Raw genomic sequence first — 23,447 nt, 5'->3', positions numbered from 1 at the left:
TGCTATCATCTTATATATTTATAATTTTAACATTTATACCTGCATTTGTTGGTACAGTTACTTTTAAAAAATATAAACATACCTTTCTAAAGTATTTTTTATTTTTTTTATGGTATACCTGCTTTACAGAATCAGCTGCTTTTTATATAGGTACTATACCAAAACAATCAACCAGCTTTATTTATAATTTTTATGCTTTAGTAAATGTTTTTTTTTATTTTTTTTTATTTAAATTTTATATAAAAAAGAACATTATTTATATAAAAGTATTTTTTACACTTTTCTTACTGTTTTTTTTATATGACTTTTTTGTTATACAAGATTCAATAAATAGGATTCAAACATATTCTTTTCTGTTTGCATTTCTATTTAACAGTCTTGGAATTATTATGTTACTCTTTGAACTTTTAAAAAGTGATTTAATTTTAAAAATGAATAAACTATTATTATTTTGGATTTGCACAGGTACATTGTTATTTTATATAGGAATTATACCAATTCAAATTATGGCAAAATTTTTTAATTATAGAGGTTTATTTGATTATATTATACTAGGTTTAAATATAATTATGTACGGTTTCTTTACTATCGGATTTATAATAAGTAAAAAAGAGTATAATAAATAAATTATGGATCAAAAGGAAATTCAAATTTTAGTTTTAGCGGTTACAATTATTGTAATTGTATTAGCAGCTACTTTAGTAGTTTTCTTATTGTATTTTCAGAAGAAAAAAGTTGCTTACATTTTAAAACAAAAGGAGATTCAAAAGAAATTTGAGGAGGAAATAAATAAATCTAGAATTGAAATTCAGGAGCAGGCATTAAAAAATATAAGTTGGGAAATTCATGACAATATTGGGCAATTACTTTCTGTTGCAAAAATGCAATTGAACATTGTGCAAATGAGTTTACCTAATGAGCAACAAATTAAAATTCAGGAAACCGGACAAATTGTTGGTAAAAGTTTAGAGGAACTTCGCGGTTTAGCAAAATCATTAAATCCTGAAACTATTAAAAACAAAGGTTTAATTGATTCTTTACAGTTAGAGGTTAATCGGTTTAATCGTTTAAATGTATTAGAAGCATCTTTAAATATTACTAACGAACCGTTTGATTTAAGTAATGAAAAAGAAATTATTTTGTTTAGAATTTTACAGGAGTTTTGTAATAATACCTTAAAATATTCTAAAGCTGAAAAATTAAATATTCAATTAAATTTTGCCAACAATCACCTAGAAATTACTGCTCAAGATAACGGAATTGGTTTTAATGTAAATGATACATCTAAACAAAACGGAATTGGTTTATTAAATATAAAAAGCAGGGGAAAATTAATTGGTGCGGAAATAGATTTAAAATCTGAAGAAAATATAGGAACTAAGTTATATATTAGTTGTCCTAAATAAAAAAAGCCTATGAATCCAATAAATATAATTATTGTAGATGATCATTTACTATTTTCACAAGCACTTAACGGATTAGTTTCAAATTTTGATGAATTTAATGTTTTAAAGGTTTTAAATAATGGTAAAGAAGTAATAGACTATATTTCAAACAATAACCAACAACCTGAAATAATTTTAATGGATATTCAAATGCCAATTGTAAATGGAATTGAAGCCACCAATTGGTTAAAAAATAATGCTCCAGATATTAAAGTATTGGCATTATCTATGGAATGTGATGAAGTAACAATTTTAAAAATGTTACGTGCCGGTGCCAAAGGATATTTATTAAAAGATATTCATCCAAATATACTGCGACACGCACTAAAAGAAGTGTATTCTAACGGATTTTATTATACTGAAAATGTTACAAATACCTTATTAAATTCAATTCAAAATGCAGCGCCTAATAATGTTAGTTTAAAAGATCGAGAATTAGAATTTTTAAAATTAACGGTTTCTGAAAGAACCTATAAAGAAATTGCTGAAGTAATGTGTTTAAGTCCGAAAACAATAGAAAATTATAGAGAAGCATTGTTTGAAAAGCTGGAAGTAAAAACACGGATAGGACTCGTATTATACGCTATTAAAGAAAAAATTGTAATACTTTAATGTATTTTTCGTTATTTTTAGCCGTTATAAAGGTTATAAAATAAGGATTTGAGCAATTTTAAAAACATACAAGCAAAACTTCAGAAGTTTATTAAAAGGTACTATACAAATGAACTTATTAAAGGGTTGTTATTGTTTTTTTCTACAGGACTTTTATACTTAATTTTTACCCTGCTTATTGAATATTTTTTGTGGCTAAAACCAGTTGCAAGAACCTTGTTATTTTGGCTATTTGTATTGGTTGAAATTTTATTAATTCTATTTTACATACTTATACCAATATTTAAAATTTACGGAATTAAAAAAGGCATTTCAGAGGTAGATGCTTCCATAATTATTGGTAAACATTTTCCTGAAGTAAAAGATAAGTTGTTAAATATGTTGCAATTAAAAAATATGCAGCAAAATTCGGATCTTATAAATGCAAGTATAGCGCAAAAATCTAACGAGCTTAAACCTATTCCTTTTAAAAACGCAGTAGATTTTTCCGGTAATAAAAAATATATTAAATATGCTTTAATACCAATAGCAATCTGGTTGTTGGTTTATATAACAGGTAATATTACCATTTTTAATGATAGTTTAAACCGGGTTGTGCATTATAATACTGCTTATGAAGCCCCAGCACCTTTTTCATTTCGTGTTTTAAATGAATCTTTTAATGTTGTTGAAGGTGCGCCTTTTTCTTTACAAGTAGAAACCGTTGGTAATACCATTCCTGAAGATGCAACAATTCATTTTTCAAATGAAAATTATTACTTAGAAAATATTGGATTAGGTAAGTTTCAATTTAATTTTACAAATGTTAAAAAACCGATTCATTTTTTTATTGAAGCAAACGGAATAGTTTCTAAAGATTATACGCTTAATATAATTTCAACTCCTGTTATTACTAATTTAAAAATGGTGTTAAAATATCCGAGCTATACAGGTAAACGTAATGAAGTAATTCAAAATACCGGTAATGCTATTGTTCCACAGGGAACCGAGGTAACTTGGCAAATTGAAACACATCAAACAGATTCAGTTTCTTTTATTTTAGAAAATGATTTAATTTCTAATTTCAAACAAAATACAAGCAATTTTTTTAGTTATTCTAAAAAGTTAACTGAAGCAGTAAATTATACAATTGCAACTTCAAATCAACAGTTAAAAAATTACGAAGCATTAAATTTTCAAATTAATGTTATTTCTGATGAGTTTCCTAAAATAATTGTGAAGTCAGATATAGACTCTATTAGTAGAGGTCCAGTTCAGTTTATAGGGCAAATAAGCGACGATTATGCCGTAAATAAATTACAGTTGGTATATTATGATACCGAAAAGCCCAAAGAGCTTAAAACACACGTAATTAATATCACAAAATCTTCATTTACTGATTTTTACTATGTTTTTCCAAATGAAGTTTTAATTGATGAAGGTATTAATTATGAACTATTTTTTGAAGTATTTGACAATGATAAAATTAATGGTAGTAAAAAAACAAAAAGTACTGTTTTTAGATATTACAATAAAACCGAAAAAGAATTAAATGAAGATTTATTAAAAGAGCAAGAGGAGAACATTAATACAATTTCTAAAACATTAGAAAAATCAAAAAAATTGAATGCAGAAGTTGATAAATTTAAAGATGAAATTCAAAAGAAAGCTGAAATTAATTGGAACGACACTAAAAAATTAGAGCAATTTATTAAGCGTCAATCTCAGTACCAGGAAATGTTTCAAAAACAAACCAATCAATTAGAACAAAATTTAAACGATCAGCCAGACAATAAAAATTTAAATGAAAAGAAGGATGATCTTAAAAAACGCATTGAAGAAACTAAAAAATTGGCTGAACAAGAAAAAATGTTAAAAGAATTAAATGAGCTATCTAAAAAAATTGAGAAAGAAGACTTGGTTGATAAATTAAACGAAATAACAAAAAAGAACAAACAAAACGAACAGAGTTTGGAACGCATTTTAGAGCTTACAAAAAGATTTTATGTGGAGCAAAAAGCAAATCAAATTGCTGAAAAATTGAATAAGTTAGCCGATAAAGAAAATGAATTATCTAAAAAAGATACTAATGAAAATACTTCAAATAAGCAGGAAGAAATAAATAAAGAATTTGATGCTATAAAAAAAGAAATGGATGCGCTTAAAAAACAAAATAATGATTTAATGCGTCCAATGAAGTTACCTGAGAATTCCGATGAAAAGAAAGAAATTGATAAAGATTTAAATGAAGCTTTAGATGAATTAAATAAAAGTGAAGAGTTAGAGAATTCTGATAATAATAGTAAATCCAAAGCGAAAAAAAATCAAAAATCTGCTTCAAAAAAAATGAAGCAATTAGGAAAATCTATGGAGCAATCTATGCTAGAGATGGAAGGTGAATCTATAGATGAAAACATTGAAGATTTACGAAAAATTGTTGAAAATTTGATTGAATTTTCTTTTCAACAAGAAGATTTATTAAATAAATTTTCTGATTCAGATAATTCACATCCAGAGTACCCTAAAAATTTAAAGCAGCAACATGTTTTAAAAGAGTATTTTGAGCATATTGATGATAGTATTTATATGTTGTCTTTACGTTTGGTAAAAATGAGCAATAGCATTCAAAAAGAGGTAAATGATGCTCAATACAATATTGATGAATCGTTATTAAATTTTGCTGAAAACAGATCTAATCAAGGTGTTTCCAACCAACATTTTGTTATAACTTCCGTTAATAATTTAGCAAATCAGTTAAGTAATTTATTGGAAAGTTTAATGAATGCTTCTGCAAGTATGGGAAAAGGAAAGGGAGGTTCTCAAGAATTTAGTTTACCTGATATTATTCAAAAGCAAGGAGAATTGTCGGAAAAAATGAAAGCAGGAATGAAAAAGGGAGTGTTGTCTGGAGATGAAAAAGAGGGTGAAAATTCTAAAAAAGGTCAGGGTGAAAATGGTGAAGAAAAAAGTGAGCAAACTAATGAAGAACTTTTTGAAATTTATAAAGAGCAAGCAAAATTGAGAGAAATGTTGGAAGAGATGTTAGGAGAGGATGGAGTGAATCCATCAAATGGTTCTGGTGATGCTATAAAAAAAATGGAAGCATTAGAAAAGGAAATGTTGGAGAAAGGTTTCAGTAAAGATGTTGTTGAAAAAATGCAACAACTAAGTTATGAATTATTAAAATTAGAGAAAGCAACTAAGGAACAAGGACAAGATAAAAAACGTAAATCTAACACGAATATTCAATCTTTTGAAAAACGTAGTATTGATAAATTAAAATTCAAAAATCAGTATTTTAATTATAACGAAATATTAAACAGACAATCATTACCTTTGCGCTCAATTTATAAAATAAAAGTACAAGAGTATTTTAAAACTGTTCAAAAGAATGATTCAATTTAATTACGAAACAGATTTCAAGTTAGAGAATGAACAAAGAATTCAGCAATGGATTTCAAGTTGTATTGCTAATTATGGCTTTACTGAAGGTGAAGTTAATTATATTTTTTGTGACGATGATTACTTGTTAAAATTGAATGTTGAATTTTTAGAGCATGACACTTTAACTGATATTATTAGTTTTGATTATACTTTAGGTAAGCTTATAAGTGGTGATATTTTTATTTCTATTGAAAGAGTAAAAGAAAATGCTCAAGAATTCAACCAAACACTTGAAAATGAGATAAATAGAGTGATAATTCACGGCATTTTACATTATATGGGTTTTAAAGATAAATCTGATGAAGAGAAAATGAAAATGAGGTTTGAAGAAGATAATTGTTTAAAATTATTACCGCATAAATAACGTTCCACGTGGAACAAAATTAAAAATTATGTTTAGTACAGAATATGATGTTATAGTTGTAGGTGGTGGTCACGCAGGTGGAGAAGCTGCTGCTGCTGCTGCAAATATGGGAGCGCATACATTATTAATTACAATGAGTTTGCAAAATATTGCTCAAATGAGTTGTAACCCCGCTATGGGTGGTATTGCTAAGGGGCAAATTGTTCGCGAAATTGATGCTTTGGGTGGATATAGTGGCATTGTTACAGATGAAACAGCTATTCAATTTAAAATGTTGAATAAATCTAAAGGACCTGCAATGTGGAGTCCGCGTGCTCAAAGTGACCGTATGCGTTTTGCTGAGACTTGGAGAAATATGTTGGAACAAACCAAAAATGTAGACTTCTTTCAAGACATGGTGAAGGGTTTATTGTTTGAGGGTGATAAAATAGTAGGTGTTAAAACTTCGCTGGGAATTGAAATAAAATCCAAAACTGTAATTTTAACTGCCGGTACTTTTTTAAATGGTTTAATCCATATTGGTAACAAAACATTTGGTGGAGGTAGAGCGGGTGAAAGTGCTTCAATTGGGATTACGGAAGATTTAGTAAAAGTTGGTTTTGAATCTGGAAGAATGAAAACTGGAACTCCTCCAAGAGTTGATGGAAGATCTTTGGATTATTCTAAAATGATTGAGCAACCAGGTGATGAAAATCCTGAAAAATTCTCTTATTTGTCTTTAACAAAACCTTTGGAAAAACAACGCTCTTGTTATATGAGTTATACTTCGTTGGAAGTACATGATTTATTAAGAACGGGTTTTGATCGTTCACCCATGTTTAATGGAAGAATACAAAGTATTGGTCCAAGGTATTGTCCTTCTATTGAAGATAAGATCGATCGTTTTGCGACCAAAGAACGTCATCAAATATTTGTTGAACCTGAAGGATGGAATACTGTTGAGGTTTATGTAAATGGATTTTCAACTTCTTTGCCAGAAGATGTTCAAGATAAAGCTTTACGAAAAGTTGCAGGTTTTGAAAATGTAAAATTCTTTAGGTATGGATATGCTATAGAGTACGATTTTTTTCCACCAACACAATTGACTCATACGTTAGAAACTAAGTTAATTAAAAATTTATATTTTGCAGGTCAAATTAATGGAACTACTGGGTATGAGGAAGCAGCAGCTCAAGGATTAATGGCAGGTATTAATGCTGCTTTAAATGTGCAAAATAGAGCACCATTTATATTAAAAAGGAATGAAGCTTATATTGGTGTTTTGATTGATGATTTAATTACTAAAGGCACAGAAGAGCCTTACAGAATGTTTACGTCTAGAGCTGAATATAGAACATTGTTACGTCAAGATAATGCAGATTTACGTTTAACCCCAATGGCTTTTGAAATCGGGTTAGCTTCAAAAGAGCGAATGGATCGTGTTATTGAAAAGCAAGAAAAAACAGATTTATTCGTAAAATATTTAATTGAAACTAGTGTAACTCCTAAAGTTATAAATCCAATTTTGGAAGAGAATAATACTGCTAAAATTTCGCAATCTATGAAAATGTTTAAGATTGCTGCCCGGCCACAATTAGATTTTCATGATATTCAAAAAATACCTTCTGTTGCTAATTTTATTTTAGAAAATAATATAGATAATGAGATTATTGAACAAACTGAAGTTCATGTAAAATATGCTGGTTATATTGAAAAGGAAAAGAACCAGGCTGATAAATTAAATAGACTGGAAAATGTTTCAATTCCTTCTAATTTTGATTATACAAAGGTTAAATCATTATCTATTGAAGCGCGTCAAAAATTAACTAAAATCAAACCAATAACCATTTCCCAGGCGAGTAGAATTAGCGGAGTTTCTCCAAGTGATATTTCTGTTTTATTAGTTTATATGGGAAGATAATTGTAAACGTTCCACGTGGAACGTTTACAATTATTTCAATTTAAATGGAGAGAAATTATTTAAAATGAATTCAAAAAAAGAGCTTTTTTTAACGTGTAAAGATTATACAGTTTCAAATAAGAAATTTGATTTATTGTATAATTCTGAGTTTGAAATGTTGGAAACTCATCCTGCACCAAAAGGAAATGAATTAGCTTCTTATTATGAAAGTGAAGATTATATTTCACATACAGATTCTAAAAAATCTTTAGTTGATAAAGTATATCAAATTGTAAAAAAGGTTGCTTTAAAAAATAAATTAAAACTAATTAATTCATTTAAAACTGAGGAGAAAAATTTATTAGATGTTGGCTGCGGTACAGGTGATTTTTTATTGACTTGTAAAAATAATGGTTGGAATGTAGTAGGAGTTGAGCCAAATAAAAATGCTAGAAATTTAACTGAAACAAAATTATTTGGAAATACATCTACACATATTTTTTCTGATTTAGACGTGTTAAATTCAAAACAGTTTGATGTAATTACATTGTGGCATGTGTTGGAACATGTTCCAGACTTAGAAGTTTATATTTCAAAATTAAAATTGTTATTAAAACCAAATGGAGTTTTAGTTATTGCTGTTCCAAATTTTAAAAGTTACGATGCAAGTTACTACAAACAATATTGGGCAGCTTTTGATGTTCCAAGACATTTATGGCATTTTTCAAAAAATTCCATTCAGAAACTATTTTCAAGGGAGGAAATGAATGTGGAAAAAATTCTTCCAATGAAATTCGATTCATTTTATGTTTCCTTATTAAGCGAGAAATATAAAAATTCAAAATCTAATTTTTTGAAAGCTTTTTATGTTGGCTTAACTTCAAATATGAAAGCCATGAGTTCAAATGAGTATTCTTCTTTAATTTACATCATAAAAAACAGTTAAAATCAAATTTAAGCCCTTTTAAAAAGGTTTTTAATTATAAAGTAGTGATTATGCTTAACTTTTTGTAAAGCTGTCTAAAAATTAAGTTATTAACGTTATTTTCAATAAGATTTAATTATAGTTAATTTACTTTCTATAAAGAAATCTAATATTTTAAAAAATTTAACTAAGCTATGTATTTTGTTCATATATTCGCAGCAATTTAAAAAAACCAATCAAATTTTAAAAAAATGAAAAAATTACTATTATTAGCATTTGTAATTGTTTTAGCATCTTGTAATCATACAAAAATTGCATACATAAATGTTGAAGACTTGATGAAAGATTATGAAGGAACAAAAGCATTGGAGGAAACATTAAAAGCAAAGCAAGAAGAAATGGCTAAAGAGTTAGATAGTATTTCTGCACCTTTTCAGTTAAAAGTGCAAGAGTATTATAAGACTGCTCAGAAAATGTCTGCTCAAAAACGTGCTGAAACTGAGCAAGCTTTGCAACAAGAAAATCAAGCTCTGCAAGGAATGCAACAACAAGCGAGTCAGGCTTTACAACAAGAAAATCAAGTTTTAAGCGAGGCAATTACTAAAAAAGTAGATAGTTTTGTTTCAGTATATTCTAAATCAAACGGAATTAATTTAGTTTTGGGAACTTCGGGTAATGGTACGGTTATGTACGGTGATGATAATTTAAATGTTACCAGTGCTATATTAGAACTTTTAAATAAAGATTTCTCTAAAGAATAGTATTTAATTATCTAATATATAGATAAATAAAAAGCCTTTAACACTGTTAAAGGCTTTTTATTTATTAAAATAATTTTACTTAATTTTTGCTCCGGAAAATTGATGTTCTTTTATTTTAAATAAAATATTAAAGGTTGTTAAACTTCCATAAATACGTGTAATGTATTGTTGTAAATCAACCTTATCCTGATCATCTAAATTGCTGGAATTTATTTTTTGTTCCATAACACGAATTCGATCTCTTACCATTACAATTTTATGAAAGAAAGTATCAATCGGAATTTCCTTACTTGCTAAGTTCGTATCTTTTGGTTCTAAAATTAGTTTTCCACCTTTCCAACGATCTCCAATAGGTATAATTTCAGAAATATCAGACCATTGTTTAAGCATATTTTTTAATGTAGTTTCTACTTCATAAAAACTAATTGTATCAACTTCATCTTCAACACTTTCAATTACCTCAAATTCAGAATCTAAATCAATAGTTTCCAAGCCGTTTTCTATAAAAGTTACCCAATAATGTTTGGATGTTACATTGGTAACTACTCCTAAACCATATTCACCGTGTTTAATGCGTGAACCTATTCCTAATAATTACATAATCAAAGTTTTATGTTAATAAATAAATACCAATAATATTTAAAATAAAGTAAATTGTTATATTCATTGCTCCAGGATAATCTTTTGCCAATCGTTGACCTACTAAAAATTGTAATAAGGTAATTGCAGATATTTCTAATCCAACTTTTGCGATACTAAAATCACTTTCTGTTACTAAAAAATAAAGACCAAAAGTTAATAAAACTAAAGCTGCTATTTCAAAAATTAAAATGTTAATTAATAATAGGGGAATCATTTTAAAAAGTATGGTGTTTTTAAAATGGTTTGAATAATAAGATATGGTTTCTTTCCAAGATGCTAATTTTTCAAAAACAGATAAAAAATAGGTGATTATAAAAAACAATAATACTACAATTTCAGCTGAATTATTTTTAAAAATTGACATTTTAGGAAGCTTCTTTAATATGTAAAAGTCTGGTTAATTTAATAGATAAATCCAATAAAATAATTTTAGCATTTCCATTTCTTTCAATGTGGTAAATGGCATCGTTTATTTCTTCTGATATTTCCAAAATATTACCACTATGTATAAATGGAGCAAAATTATCTAAATTAAATCCTGGAGTTTTTGGAGTTAAAAAAACCAAAGAGTCTGCTCTATAATTTAATAACATTGCTTGTCTAAAAAATTGTAAACAATATTTTAAAAACCGTTTTTGAGTTTCTCTACCTGTTTTTGCAATAGTTTCACTCCAAGTAATTAAATTTTGAATTACACTTGCATTACCTTTTGCTTTAAATGCAGCTCTAACCCAAGTTATAAACCACTGTTCAAATTGTTCATCGGCATTATCGTTATGTAACAAATGCAAGGCCTTATTGTAGTTTCCATTGGCTTGATGTGCAATTTGCTCGGCAATAGGTTTATCTGTTCCTTCTTTTTCCATTAAGCCTTTTGTAATATCTGCATCAGATAATAATGGAAAATGTAATACTTGACACCTAGATTTTATGGTTGTTATAATTTGCTCTTCATTTTCAGCAACTAATATAAAAACAGTTTTTTTTGGAGGTTCTTCTAATAATTTCAATAATTTATTTGCTGCTGAAGTATTCATTTTTTCAGCCATCCAAATAATCATTACTTTGTACCCACCTTCATAACTTTTTAGTCGAAGTGCTTTTACTATTTCTTCGGCTTCATCAACTCCAATTTGACCTTGTTTATTTTCAATTCCAATAGATTGTAACCATTCAAATAAATTTCCATAAGGATTTAATTCAATAAATTTTCGCCAATCTTCTAAAAATAAATTACTTACCGGTTTGCTTTTTATAGTGTCATTTGAGGCAACCGGAAATGCAAAATGCAAATCGGGATGCATTAATTTTGAACATTTTAAAGCACAAGCTTCTTTATCATTACTGGTGCTGCATAAAATATATTGTGCATAGGCAATTGCCATTGATAAAACGCCAGAACCTTCTTTTCCAACAAATAATTGGGCGTGAGAAACCCTGCCATTATCGGTAGATTTTACCAAATGACTTTTTAAATGCTCTTGTCCTAAAATATCCGAAAAATTCATTAAAGCGAAAGTAAAACATTTTCGGCAATTAGTATAATAATTAAATATTGAAACTTTAAATGGCTAATAGTGAAATCGGTTTCGTAAAAAACTATAAGTAATAGTGTAAATTAAGTTATATTTGTTGAACAAAATATTATTGAAAATGAAAACAATACAAGACATCAATTTTGAAGGGAAAAAGGCATTAATACGTGTGGATTTTAATGTACCATTAGATGAAAATTTTAATGTAACGGATGCAACAAGAATTGAAGCTGCAAAACCAACCATTATTAAAATTTTAGAAGACGGAGGAGCAGTTGTTTTAATGTCTCATTTAGGACGTCCAAAAGGTGCTGAAGATAAATATTCATTAAAACATATTATTAATAAAGTTTCTGAAATTATTGGAGTGGAAGTGAAATTTGCTTCAAATTGTGTAGGTGAAATTGCTGAAAAGGCAGTATCTGAATTAAAAATGGGTGAAGTTTTATTACTTGAAAATTTGCGTTTTCATGATGAAGAAAAATCAGGTGATGTTGATTTTGCAAAACAACTTTCTAAGTTAGGAGATGTTTATGTAAACGATGCTTTTGGTACTGCGCATAGAGCACATGCTTCAACAACAATTGTTGCTCAATTTTTCCCGGGAAATAAGTGTTTTGGAGCACTATTAGCTCAAGAAATTGTAAGTCTTAAAAAAATATTAGAAGAAGGTGAAAAACCAGTTTTAGCTATTTTAGGAGGTGCAAAAGTGTCTTCAAAAATTACAGTTATTGAAAATATTTTAGACAAAGTAGATCATTTAATTATTGGAGGAGGAATGAGTTTTACATTCATTAAAGCTCAAGGAGGAAAAATAGGAAACTCTATTTGTGAAGATGATAAGCAAGAATTAGCCTTAGATATTTTAAAACAAGCAAAAGCAAAAGGGGTGCAAGTTCATATTCCTGTTGATGTAATTGCTGCTGATGATTTTAGTAACGATGCAAATACTCAGGTTTGTGATATATATAATATTCCTGATGGTTGGGAAGGTGTTGATGCCGGACCAAAATCAAGAGAAATATTTGATAAAATAGTAAATGAATCTAAAACAATTCTTTGGAATGGTCCTTTAGGTGTTTTTGAAATGGAAGCTTTTGCAAAAGGAACTATTGCTCTTGGAAATTCAATAGCAAACGCAACAAAAAACGGAACATTTTCATTAGTTGGTGGTGGTGATTCCGTTGCAGCTGTAAAACAATTTGGATTTGCTGATAAAGTAAGTTACGTTTCTACTGGTGGAGGAGCAATGTTAGAAAGCTTAGAAGGTAAAACATTACCAGGTATTGAAGCTATTTTGAAATAAAATAAAACGTCACCCTGAGCCTGTCGCAGGGTTTCTTCAATTATATTAAAAACCATTTTCTATTAATTTAGATAATGGTTTTTTAATTTAGAAACTAAGCTGTTTAGTTGTTCTAAAATATAAATGCTATTTTTAGCAATCTTAACCAACAAACCAAATAAAAATTATGTCATTAGTTATTGTTCTCCTTGGAATTCTATTGCTCATTTTTTTAATAGGATATTTTAAACTCAATACATTTATAACTTTTATTATTGTTTCTGTTACCATTGGTTTAGCATTGGGAATGGATATTTCTACAGTAACAAATGCAGTAAAAACTGGAATTGGAAATACGTTAGGTTTTCTTGTTATTATTCTTGGTTTTGGTGCAATGTTAGGAAAAATTGTTGCAGATAGTGGTGCTGCACAAAGAATAACAACAAGTTTAATTGATGCATTTGGAGAAAAATACATTCAATGGGCATTAGTTTTAACTGGATTTATTGTTGGTATTCCAATGTTTTATTCTGTTGGGTTTGTAATTTTGGTTCCATTGGTTTTTTCTGTTGCAGCAAGAACAAAATTGCCGCTGTTATATGTGGGTTTGCCAATATTGGCTTCCCTTTCCGTAACTCATGGTTATTTACCTCCACATCCAGCTCCATCAGCTTTAGCTGAAACTTTTGGAGCAGATTTAGGAACCACATTATTGTATGGAATTATTGTTGCAATTCCTGCAATTATTTTAGGAGGTCCAGTATTTTCAAGAACCTTGAAAAAATACAACCCAAAACCATTAGAAGCTTTTTTTAATCCAAAAGCTTTAAAAGAAGATGAAATGCCAAGTCTAGTAGCTAGTGTATTTTCAGCATTATTACCCGTTATTTTATTAGCATTAACAGCTGGATTCAATTTTTTTGTTGATAATAATTCAGTTATTGGAAAAGTTTTAGGTTTTTTAGGCGATCCCTTTATAGCAATGTTAATTTCGGTGGTAGTTGCAATTTATATTTTGGGAATACGAAGAAATAAAACAATGAATGAGGTTTCAGAATCTCTTTTAGAAGGAGTAAAAGGAATTGCAATGATTATGTTAATTATAGGTGGAGCAGGAGCATTAAAACAAATTTTAATTGAAAGTGGCGTAAGTCAAATAATTGCTGATAATTTAATTACGTTAGATGCATCTCCTTTAATTTTAGCTTGGGGAATATCCGCGGTAATTAGAGTTTGTGTTGGTTCAGCCACAGTTGCAGGTTTAACAAGTGCTGGAATTGTATTTCCTTTAATTGCACAAACAGGCGCAGATCCAAGTTTAATGGTGTTAGCAACTGGATCAGGGAGTTTAATGTTTTCTCATTTAAATGATTCTGGCTTTTGGATGTTTAAAGAATACTTTAATTTATCAGTAAAAGACACCCTTAAAACGTGGTCTATAATGGAAACTATAGTTTCTGTTACAGGAATTATTGGAGTTTTAATTTTAAGCTATTTTGTATAATTTTTTCCTTTTTAATTTTTTAAATTCGCTTGTAAAATAAATATAAGTTTCAATATATATTATGAAATATTCAAAAATACCAAATACCGATATAAAAGTTAGTAAAATTTGTTTAGGAACTATGACTTTTGGTGAGCAAAATACTGAAAATGATGCTCATGAACAATTAAATTACGCTGTTGAACAAGGAATAAATTTTATAGATACTGCTGAAATGTATTCAGTTCCAGGAAGAGAGGAAACTCAGGGAAGTACGGAACGTTTTATAGGAACTTGGTTAAAAAATAAAAAGCGTGAAGATTTAGTTGTAGCAACAAAAATTGCGGGTCCAAGCCCTGGATTAAGCTATATTAGAGATAATATGGGTTTTTCTAATGAGGCAATTGATGATGCTATAGGAAAAAGTTTAAAACGCTTACAAACTGATTATTTAGATATATACCAATTGCATTGGCCAGATAGAAATGCAAATTTCTTTGGAAAAAGAAATTATGTACACAATCCAAATGAACAATGGGAAGATAATTTTCAACAAGTTATAGAAAAATTAGATAGTTTAGTACAAGAAGGAAAAATTCGTCATTATGGAGTTTCAAATGAAACTTCTTGGGGTGTAATGCGTCATTTATCAGAAAGTTCAAAACATAATTTAACACGTTGCAAAACCATTCAAAATCCATATTCTTTACTAAACAGGTTGTTTGAAGTAAATTTAGCTGAAGTTTCAATGCGTGAGAATGTTGGTTTATTAGCTTATTCGCCAATGGCGTTTGGTAGGTTATCGGGTAAATTTTTAAATGGTAAAATGCCTGAAGGTTCACGTATTAAATTATTTCCTCAGTTTTCAAGGTACAATAGCGAACAATCTATACTTGCTACAAAAATGTATGCAGATTTGGCAAAAGAACTAAACCTTAGTTTAGCACATTTATCATTGGCTTTTGTAAATCAGCAGCCATTTGTTACCTCTAATATTATTGGAGCTACAACAATGGAGCAATTAAAAGAAAATATTGAAAGTATTCATGTGGAACTTTCTCAAGAAACACTTGAAAAAATAGATAAAATTCAAGAACTACAGCCAAATACTGCACCTTAAATAAATCAAATAATGATTATCCTTTATTAACATGATCTTAATAAAAGATAAAAATATCTTAATAACTGATATTAATCATAATTTATGTTTAGATTTTTATCTTTTTTTGTCCTTGATTTAAAACAATTAATTCAAATTCAAAAATGAAATTCAAAAATTTAATAGTTGCCTTATTTATTTTATCGGCAGTAAATAGTTATGCTCAATTAACCATTAGTGGTGAATTAAGGCCAAGAACAGAGTATAGAAATGGATATAAAACCTTAACTGCTGATGGTTCCGATGCAGCCTTATTTGTGTCACAACGTACGCGTTTAAACACCCAGTTTATTTCTGAAGATTATACATTTTTTATAAGCTTGCAAGATATAAGAGTTTGGGGAGATGTAAAACAATTAGCTGATAATGGGAATAGTTTAGCTTTACATGAAGCTTGGGGACAAGTAAAATTTAGTCCAAATTTCTCTGTAAAATTAGGCCGTCAAGAAATTATTTATGATGATAGCCGCCTGTTTGGTAATGTTGGTTGGGCTCAACAAGGTAGAAGTCATGATGCAGCAATCTTCAAATTTGGAAATGAGAACTACAAATTAGATTTAGGGATTGCATACAACCAAGATACTGAAGCATTATTTGGAAATATTTATACCATAGGTGGAAATTACAAAGCAATGCAATATGCTTGGTTTCATAAAAACTGGAGTAAAGTAAATGCAAGTTTTTTACTTTTAAATAACGGTTTACAAAATATTACTGATGAGGAAATTAAATACAGTCAAACATTAGGAACTCATTTTAATTTTAAAGCATCTAGTGCGTTAAGTATTAATGCAAACGCTTATTTACAAACAGGAAAAGATGTTGCAGATAGTGATTTAAGCGCTTATTTAGTAGGGTTAGATTTAGGATATAAAGCTTCTTCAAAAGTAAACTTAGGAGTAGGTTTTGAAATGCAATCAGGTAATGATTATGATGGTGATGCTTCTGAAAACAAAGCTTTTACACCTTTCTACGGAACAAACCACAAATTCAACGGATTTATGGATTATTTCTATGTTGGAAATCATGTAAACAGTGTTGGTTTGGTTGATATTTATGCAAAATTAAGCACTAAATTAGGTGAAAAATCTAGCTTAACAGCCTTTTTACATAGTTTCTCTTCACAAGCTGAAATTGCTGCAAATGTTGATAAAGGGTTAGGAACTGAACTTGATTTAGTGTATTCATATAAATTTAATAAAGACATTACTATTGGAGCTGGTTATTCTCAAATGTTTGCTTCAGAAGGATTAGAAGTAATTAAAAACAATACAGACGGAAATGGAAATAACTGGGCTTGGTTAATGGTAACAATAAAGCCAACAATGTTTCAGTCAAAATAATAATTCTTAATTTAAGATTATGAGCATATTTAGAAAATTACTACCGCCACCAGAATGGCGATTACCTGTACTAATTTTAATGGGAGCTATAACTGGCCTTACTTTGTATGCACTTGTTGAATCTAAGGCAGTTTCATATTTATCAGATGATCCAAAAACGTGTGCAAATTGCCATGTAATGACACCTCAATACAGTACTTGGCAAAACAGTTCTCATAGAGAATGGGCTAGTTGTAACGATTGCCATGTTCCGCAAGATAATGTGATAAAAAAATATGCATTTAAAGCAAAAGATGGTTTGTACCACGCTTCAGTTTTTCTAAGTCGTGGAGAGCCTGAAGTAATTAGAATGAAGGAAGCTGGAGTTGAAGTAGTGCAAAGTAACTGTATACGCTGTCATCAGGATCAGGTTACGGATGCAAGATTAAGCGCTTCTGTTGAAAATCATTTTGAAAATAGAACAGAAAGAAAATGTTGGACTTGTCATCAGGAAGTTCCGCACGGGAGTATACATAGTTTATCTTCTGTAAAATACTATGGAAAAATAGACGAAGAGCATCAAGAAACTGTACCACAATGGTTAAGTAAATATTTAAAAGAATCAGATAATCAAAAAAATACAAAAAATGAGTAACACAAGAAAACCTTGGAAAAACTGGGTGCTGTTTTTAGCATCATTAGTAGTAGTGTTTCTGTTAGGACTTTTAGTTTCTTCAATAACAGAACGTAAAATGGAGGCTAAATTTGCTTATACTCCAATGACAGAAATTAAAAAATTAGAACCTAGAAATGAAGTTTGGGGTGAAAATTTCCCTCGTGAGTTTCAATCATATTATAAAACAGCTGACACAACGTTTAGATCTAAATACAACGGAAATGCTAATATTGATATGTTAGAAGTTGATCCAAGATTAGTTGTACTTTGGGCAGGTTATGGTTTTGCAAAAGATTACAATCAAGGAAAAGGACACGTTTATGCAATTGAAGATGTTTCAAATACATTACGTACAGGTGGACCAACGGGGCCAGATGATGGACCAATGCCATCAACTTGCTGGACTTGTAAATCTCCAGATGTTCCACGTTTAATAAATGAAATTGGTGTAGATGATTATTATAAAGGAAAATGGGCAAGCAAAGGTGAACAAATTGTAAATCCGATTGGTTGTGCTAACTGTCACGATGAAAAATCAATGAAATTAACCATTACACAACCTGCATTAATTGAAGCTTTTGAACGTCAGGGAAAAGATATTACAAAATCTTCTCATAATGAAATGCGTTCTTTAGTTTGTGCACAATGCCACGTGGAGTATTACTTCAACAAAAACTTACCTGAAAAGAAAGGAATTCCTTATTTAGTATTTCCTTGGGATGAAGGACAAACAGTTGAAGATATGGAATCTTACTATGATAAAGTTGGTCATGTAGATTGGACTCATAAAATTAGTAAAGCTCCAATGTTAAAAGCACAACATCCAGGTTACGAAGTTTATAAAATGGGAATTCACGGAAAAAGAGGAGTTTCTTGTGCAGATTGCCATATGCCATACAAAACTGAGGGTGGACAAAAATTTACAGATCACCATATTCAATCTCCTTTAAATAATGTTGCCAATTCTTGTCAGGTTTGTCACAGAGAAGAAAAAGATGAATTAATTAAAAATGTTTTTGATAATCAAGATCGAATCATTGAAAATAGAGATCAATTAGAACGTTTATTAGTTCGTGCTCATGTTGAAGCAGGTAAAGCTTGGGAATTGGGAGCTTCAGAAGAACAAATGAAAGATATTTTACACGGAATTCGTTTAGGACAATGGCGTTGGGATTATGCTGCAGCATCTCATGGAGGTTCTTTTCATGCACCTGTTGAATTGGGTAGAGTTATTGGAAAAGGAATTGATATTACTCAAGAGACTAGAATTAAATTAGCTAAGTTGTTAATGGAATTAGGATTTAAAGGAGAAGTTCCTTATCCGGCTATTGAAACTAAAGAAGCTGCTCAAAAATTTATTGGATTGCCAATGGATAAATTAAAAGCAGAAAAAGAAAAATTTCTAAAAGAATTGCGCCCTCAATGGCAAGAAGCAGCTAAAAAGAGAGAAGCTACATATTAAAAAAAGTATAGCGTAATTAGTATTTAGATGTGAGTTTTAATTAAAATTTATAAAAATTTACATCTAAATACTAATACCTAAAAAAATATTATATTTGACTTTATATGAATGAAAATAATATAAAGATTCAACGTAATCTTTGGGAAAATCCCTGGGGTTATGTTGAATCTTTTTTTATAGGAACAGGTTTAATAATAACCGGACTTTTTTTAGAAGTTTTTAGCACTTCTGGTAGCGCATTTACACTTTCATATCCATTTAATTTAATCTTTTTAATTGGCTATGTTTTAGTCTTATTTGTGTTGTATAAATGGTTTTCAACAACACAATTAATTAGATGGTTAACTAAAGTACCCGCATCAATTTCAAGTATTGTTTTGGTAACAGTTTTGGTAATGATAATGGGAATTATTCCTCAAGTTTCATCAGAGAATAAGATAATAAATAATCTAGGCTTAAACCACATTACAAGTAATTGGGCCTTTTTATTAATCTTGTTTCAATTTTTAACCTGTTTAGGTTTAATTTCTATCAAAAGAATTTTACAATTTAAATGGTCTAATTTTGGATTTATTTTAAATCATACGGGTTTATTTTTAGCTTTAATTGCGGGTATTTTAGGAACAGGAGATTTACAACGCTTGTCTTTAGATGTTTATGAAGGAAAACCAAGTTGGATAGCTACAGATATGAATAATCAAAAGGTAGAATTGCCTTTTGCCTTTTATTTAAAAGATTTTTTAATAGATGAATACAATCCAAAACTAGCGTTAGTTGATAATAAAACGGGAAGTATTGCACATAACGATGGTAAAAATTTATACTTAGTTGAAAAAGGGGAAACCTATTATTTCAATAATTTTGAAGTAAAAATTGATGATTTTCTTCCAAATGCTATTCGTTTTGGAATGCGATATGAAGCGGTTAACGAAATAGGTTCGCCACCAGCTGCAAAAATTTCAGTTAAAAATATTGAAAACGATGCTATTCAAACAGCTTGGATAAGTAGCGGAAGTTTTCGTTATCCTTATGAATCATTAAAAATAAGCGAAGATTATTCAGTTGTAATGACTATTCCTGAAGTGAAGAAATTTAGCTCAGATATTGATATTTTAACAAAAGAAGGTGAAAGAATTAGCACTGTTTTAGAAGTTAATAAACCATTCAAATACAAAGGCTGGAAAATTTATCAGTTAAGCTATGATGATAAAATGGGGAAATGGAGTAATTTAAGCGTTTTAGAGCTTGTGAAAGACCCATGGCTACCACTAATATATATAGGAATTTTTATGATGATTGCAGGCGCTGTTTATATGTTTTGGATGGGTAATAAAATAACTAAAAATCAATAAAAAATGACTTGGATAGATTTTCCATTATATAGTTCAATTATTATAATCCTTTGGTTTATTGGTTTGGTGTTTTTAGCTATTTCCTACAAAAAGCATTCAATTTTCAAAATCGCCAATGTATTATTTGTTGCAGGTTGGGTAGTAATGATTCTTTTTGTTGTAAAATTATGGTTAGAATTAGATCGACCACCAATGCGAACATTAGGCGAAACCAGACTTTGGTACGCAACCTTTTTACCATTAATTGGTTTTGTAACTTATATCAGATGGAAATATAAATGGTTTTTAGCCTACAGCATTGCAATGGCAAGTATGTTTTTGGTAATTAATTACTTAAATCCAGAAACGTATTCAAAAACTTTAATGCCAGCGCTACAAAGTCCGTGGTTTATTCCACACGTGTTGGTGTATTTATTTTCATATGCAGTATTGGCAGCTTCAAGTATAGTTGCCATAAAAGGTTGGTACGATAGTTATCAAGGAAACTTCAAAATAGAAACCTTAAAATTAGCAGACAATTTAGTATATATAGGTTTTGCATTTTTAACGTTAGGGCTTTTATTTGGTGCGCTTTGGGCAAAAGAAGCTTGGGGACATTATTGGACCTGGGATCCAAAAGAAGTTTGGGCATTTTTAACCTGGATGGGTTATTTAATTTACATTCATTACCGTCATTTTCATATGCATAACAGCAAACAAGCACTTACTATTTTAGCGTTGGCTTTTGTAGTTTTATTGGTTTGTTGGTTTGGTGTAAATTATTTACCAGTAGCAACTACAAGCGTGCATACGTATACACAGTATTAGATTTTAAAAAAATAAATAATTTGGGCGTTCCCCTTTGGGTCAGGCTGTCGTTACTCGCTTTTTTAGTTGCGAAAAACAACAAAAAAGAGCTCAAACAAGCCACTCCATCCTTAACGCAAAGCTTTTTTATGAGTCTAAAAACGGAAACCTATTTAATAGAATAACCGTTAAACCATATTTCTTATAGGTCTAACGGTTCAAAAATTTTTACACCCTAACAAAAAAGACTCTTTTTAGTTGGAATATGCTCCTGAAGAATAAGTTAATTCATAACTGTGAGTGTAAATTTCAAATACAATTCCAAAAGGGTCTTCAACATAACACATTTTAAAAGGTTTTTCATTCGGATAATATTCTCTAATAGGCATTCGCTGTTTTCCTCCAGCAGCAACAATTTCAGCTACTAAATTTTCAATAGCTGGATCTTGTACACAAAAATGGAACAGTCCAGTATTAAATGGGCTAAATTCAGGTGCTTTTTTTACTCCTTTTGGAAACGAAAACAACTCAATACCAACACCATCAGAAGTTGATAAATGTGCAATTTTAAATTCTCCCCATCCTTCGCCAAATACATCAATACACATTTTACCAATAGCAGTTTCTTTTTCTTCAATAACCACCGAAGGTTCCATAATTATATACCAGCCCATTATTTCTGAATAAAATTTCACAGCTTTTTCAATATCTGGTACTGTAATTCCTATATGAGAAAAAGATTTTGGGTATTTTTTATTTGATTTCATATTACATTCTTAAAATTAAGTTGCAAATTTAATTTATATTTGCCTATTTGGCAATAACTTACCAAAAAGTAATATAGTATATAAAAAGAGTAAAATAATGAATAACAGTGTTTTAAAATGTAATAAATGAAGAAAAAATATTATTGCTCCTTACATTTCACAATGGATTTAATTGGTAATAAATGGAAACCCTTGGTTTTATTTCACTTGCTTAACGGTCCGCTAAGATCTGGAGTTTTACAAAAAACAATTCCTGGAATTTCGAATAAAATGTTTACACAAACTGTAAGAGAATTAGAACGCGATAATCTTGTAAGTAGAAAAGTATACCCAGTTGTACCGCCAAAAGTGGAGTATCAATTAACTGAAACGGGCAAATCTTTAGAAGCTATTTTAAAAGAATTAGATAATTGGGGTAAAAACTTAATGTCTTAAAATTTATAAATCTAGGCTTTCAACTTTGTCCTTAGCAAGAAAAAAGAGTGATATTTAAATATTCAAAAAAGAAACCCTCAAAACTGAAATAAATTTAGTTTTGAGGGTTTCTTTTTTGAATTAAAATCTAACAACTCTAACTAATATCCCAATTTTTCTCTAACACGTTTTAAGACACTAGTAGCAACTATTTTTGCTTTTACAGCTCCAATTGCCAATGCTTTATCTATTTCATCTAAGTTTTCCATAAAGTAATTGTAACGTGCTCTTTCTTCAGAAAATTTATCAACTAATAATTCAAAAAATGCTTGTTTTGCATGGCCATAACCGTAATTCCCACCTTCATAATTAGCTCTCATTTCATCAATTTGTTCTTCAGAAGCTAATAATTTATAAAGAGCAAATAAATTACAGGTATCAGGATTTTTTGGTTCTTCTAACGGCGTAGAATCCGTTTTAATTTTCATTATTTGTTTACGTAGTTGTTTGTCTGGCAAAAATAAATTGATAATATTTCCGCTAGATTTACTCATTTTTCCACCATCAGTTCCGGGAACCCACATAGTTCCATCTTGGATTTTTGCTTCGGGTGGAACCAACGTATCTCCCATTTGGTGGTTAAATCTATTTGCTACGTCTCTAGATATTTCTAAATGTTGCAATTGATCTTTTCCAACAGGAACAATTTCTGCATCATACAATAAAATATCTGCCGCCATTAACATTGGATATGCAAATAAACCAGCATTTACATCTTCCAATCTATCGGCTTTATCTTTAAAACTGTGTGCTAAGGTTAATCGTTGGTAAGGAAAAAAGCAACTTAAATACCAAGAAAGTTCAGTTACTTCAGGAATATCACTTTGTCTGTAAAAAACAGTTTTGTTAACATCTAAACCAAAAGCAAGCCAAGTTGCAGCAGTGCTGTAAGTGTTTTCGCGTAATTCTTTTCCGTTTTTTATTTGCGTTAATGAATGCAAATCAGCAATAAATAAAAATGATTCATTTTTAGGATTATTTGCCATTTCAATAGCAGGAATAATCGCTCCTAATAAGTTTCCTAAATGTGGTGTTCCTGTACTTTGTACACCCGTTAAAATTCTTGACATTTATTTTAAATTTGAGGCAAAAATA

The 23,447-nt window shown here is 29.5% G+C and carries 22 protein-coding genes; 17 read left to right on the top strand and 5 right to left on the bottom strand.

Translation table 11 applies throughout. The features are described from left to right. The first annotated feature begins 431 nt into the window (after positions 1-431). From BX611_RS14960 to BX611_RS04425, 8 genes are all read left to right on the top strand, one after another. Positions 432-626 carry a hypothetical protein gene (locus BX611_RS14960; protein ID WP_147296399.1) on the top strand — a complete coding sequence of 65 codons (195 nt, stop codon included), beginning with the start codon at positions 432-434 and terminating at the stop codon, positions 624-626. Positions 627-629: 3 nt separating this feature from the next. Then, entirely contained in the window at positions 630-1,406 is a 777-nt protein-coding gene (locus tag BX611_RS04455; protein WP_115878479.1) for a sensor histidine kinase, read from the top strand. Between the two features lie 9 nt (positions 1,407-1,415). After that, complete coding sequence (locus BX611_RS04450) at positions 1,416-2,057, top strand: response regulator transcription factor (protein ID WP_115878477.1); 642 nt, start codon at positions 1,416-1,418, stop codon at positions 2,055-2,057. Between the two features lie 48 nt (positions 2,058-2,105). After that, entirely contained in the window at positions 2,106-5,441 is a 3,336-nt protein-coding gene (locus BX611_RS04445; RefSeq protein ID WP_115878474.1) for a DUF4175 family protein, read from the top strand. After that, the gene (ybeY, locus tag BX611_RS04440; protein WP_115878472.1) at positions 5,428-5,844 is read left to right on the top strand and encodes an rRNA maturation RNase YbeY; all 417 of its coding nucleotides are present in this window, start codon (positions 5,428-5,430) and stop codon (positions 5,842-5,844) included. Before BX611_RS04445 ends, ybeY begins: the two co-directional genes overlap by 14 nt. A gap of 28 nt (positions 5,845-5,872) precedes the next feature. Continuing rightward, the gene (gene mnmG / locus BX611_RS04435; protein WP_115878469.1) at positions 5,873-7,744 is read left to right on the top strand and encodes a tRNA uridine-5-carboxymethylaminomethyl(34) synthesis enzyme MnmG; all 1,872 of its coding nucleotides are present in this window, start codon (positions 5,873-5,875) and stop codon (positions 7,742-7,744) included. 64 nt (positions 7,745-7,808) lie between these two features. Then, complete coding sequence (locus BX611_RS04430) at positions 7,809-8,669, top strand: class I SAM-dependent methyltransferase (protein ID WP_115878467.1); 861 nt, start codon at positions 7,809-7,811, stop codon at positions 8,667-8,669. Positions 8,670-8,899: 230 nt separating this feature from the next. Then, positions 8,900-9,409 carry an OmpH family outer membrane protein gene (locus BX611_RS04425; RefSeq protein ID WP_115878464.1) on the top strand — a complete coding sequence of 170 codons (510 nt, stop codon included), beginning with the start codon at positions 8,900-8,902 and terminating at the stop codon, positions 9,407-9,409. 75 nt (positions 9,410-9,484) lie between these two features. Here the strand turns inward: BX611_RS04425 and BX611_RS04420 are convergent, their stop codons facing one another. The 3 genes from BX611_RS04420 to BX611_RS04410 are packed head-to-tail and all read right to left on the bottom strand — an operon-like array spanning position 9,485 to position 11,559. Beyond that, entirely contained in the window at positions 9,485-9,994 is a 510-nt protein-coding gene (locus BX611_RS04420; protein WP_115878461.1) for a hypothetical protein, read from the bottom strand. Positions 9,995-10,019: 25 nt separating this feature from the next. Continuing rightward, the gene (locus tag BX611_RS04415) at positions 10,020-10,415 is read right to left on the bottom strand and encodes a DoxX family protein (RefSeq protein WP_115878459.1); all 396 of its coding nucleotides are present in this window, start codon (positions 10,413-10,415) and stop codon (positions 10,020-10,022) included. Between the two features lies 1 nt (position 10,416). Beyond that, on the bottom strand, positions 10,417-11,559 hold the full coding sequence (locus BX611_RS04410) for a DNA polymerase III subunit (RefSeq protein ID WP_115878457.1): 1,143 nt from the start codon (positions 11,557-11,559) through the stop codon (positions 10,417-10,419). 145 nt (positions 11,560-11,704) lie between these two features. Between BX611_RS04410 and BX611_RS04405 the strand changes: the two genes are divergently transcribed. The 8 genes from BX611_RS04405 to ccsA all read left to right on the top strand — a co-directional run bounded on the left by BX611_RS04405 (position 11,705) and on the right by ccsA (position 21,132). Then, on the top strand, positions 11,705-12,892 hold the full coding sequence (locus BX611_RS04405; protein ID WP_115878455.1) for a phosphoglycerate kinase: 1,188 nt from the start codon (positions 11,705-11,707) through the stop codon (positions 12,890-12,892). Between the two features lie 166 nt (positions 12,893-13,058). Next, entirely contained in the window at positions 13,059-14,375 is a 1,317-nt protein-coding gene (locus tag BX611_RS04400; RefSeq protein WP_115878452.1) for a gluconate:H+ symporter, read from the top strand. A 61-nt stretch (positions 14,376-14,436) separates the two neighbouring features. Next, complete coding sequence (locus BX611_RS04395) at positions 14,437-15,474, top strand: NADP(H)-dependent aldo-keto reductase (RefSeq protein ID WP_115878450.1); 1,038 nt, start codon at positions 14,437-14,439, stop codon at positions 15,472-15,474. Between the two features lie 143 nt (positions 15,475-15,617). Then, entirely contained in the window at positions 15,618-16,856 is a 1,239-nt protein-coding gene (locus tag BX611_RS04390) for an alginate export family protein (RefSeq protein WP_115878447.1), read from the top strand. A gap of 19 nt (positions 16,857-16,875) precedes the next feature. Further along, complete coding sequence (nrfH, locus tag BX611_RS04385) at positions 16,876-17,490, top strand: cytochrome c nitrite reductase small subunit (protein ID WP_115878445.1); 615 nt, start codon at positions 16,876-16,878, stop codon at positions 17,488-17,490. Continuing rightward, entirely contained in the window at positions 17,483-18,973 is a 1,491-nt protein-coding gene (gene nrfA, locus BX611_RS04380) for an ammonia-forming cytochrome c nitrite reductase (RefSeq protein ID WP_115878442.1), read from the top strand. The genes nrfH and nrfA overlap by 8 nt, the downstream gene beginning before the upstream one ends. Positions 18,974-19,077: 104 nt before the next feature. After that, entirely contained in the window at positions 19,078-20,325 is a 1,248-nt protein-coding gene (locus BX611_RS04375; RefSeq protein ID WP_115878440.1) for a cytochrome c biogenesis protein ResB, read from the top strand. Between the two features lie 3 nt (positions 20,326-20,328). After that, positions 20,329-21,132 carry a cytochrome c biogenesis protein CcsA gene (gene ccsA, locus BX611_RS04370; RefSeq protein WP_115878438.1) on the top strand — a complete coding sequence of 268 codons (804 nt, stop codon included), beginning with the start codon at positions 20,329-20,331 and terminating at the stop codon, positions 21,130-21,132. 233 nt (positions 21,133-21,365) lie between these two features. Here ccsA and BX611_RS04365 read toward each other — a convergent pair whose 3' ends face one another. Continuing rightward, entirely contained in the window at positions 21,366-21,878 is a 513-nt protein-coding gene (locus tag BX611_RS04365; RefSeq protein WP_115878436.1) for a lactoylglutathione lyase family protein, read from the bottom strand. A 126-nt stretch (positions 21,879-22,004) separates the two neighbouring features. Between BX611_RS04365 and BX611_RS04360 the strand changes: the two genes are divergently transcribed. Further along, positions 22,005-22,313, top strand: a complete 309-nt coding sequence (locus BX611_RS04360; protein ID WP_115878434.1) for a winged helix-turn-helix transcriptional regulator — start codon at positions 22,005-22,007, stop codon at positions 22,311-22,313. 140 nt (positions 22,314-22,453) lie between these two features. On the opposite strand, the gene trpS is transcribed toward BX611_RS04360, so the two are convergent. Then, a complete protein-coding gene (gene trpS / locus BX611_RS04355; protein ID WP_115878432.1) occupies positions 22,454-23,422 on the bottom strand; it encodes a tryptophan--tRNA ligase in 969 nt (322 codons plus the stop codon). Positions 23,423-23,447 lie beyond the last annotated feature (25 nt).

The sequence above is a fragment of the Lutibacter oceani genome (genome assembly GCF_003384935.1).
Taxonomy (GTDB): domain Bacteria; phylum Bacteroidota; class Bacteroidia; order Flavobacteriales; family Flavobacteriaceae; genus Lutibacter; species Lutibacter oceani.
This window is presented reverse-complemented; position numbering and strand designations above follow the sequence as displayed.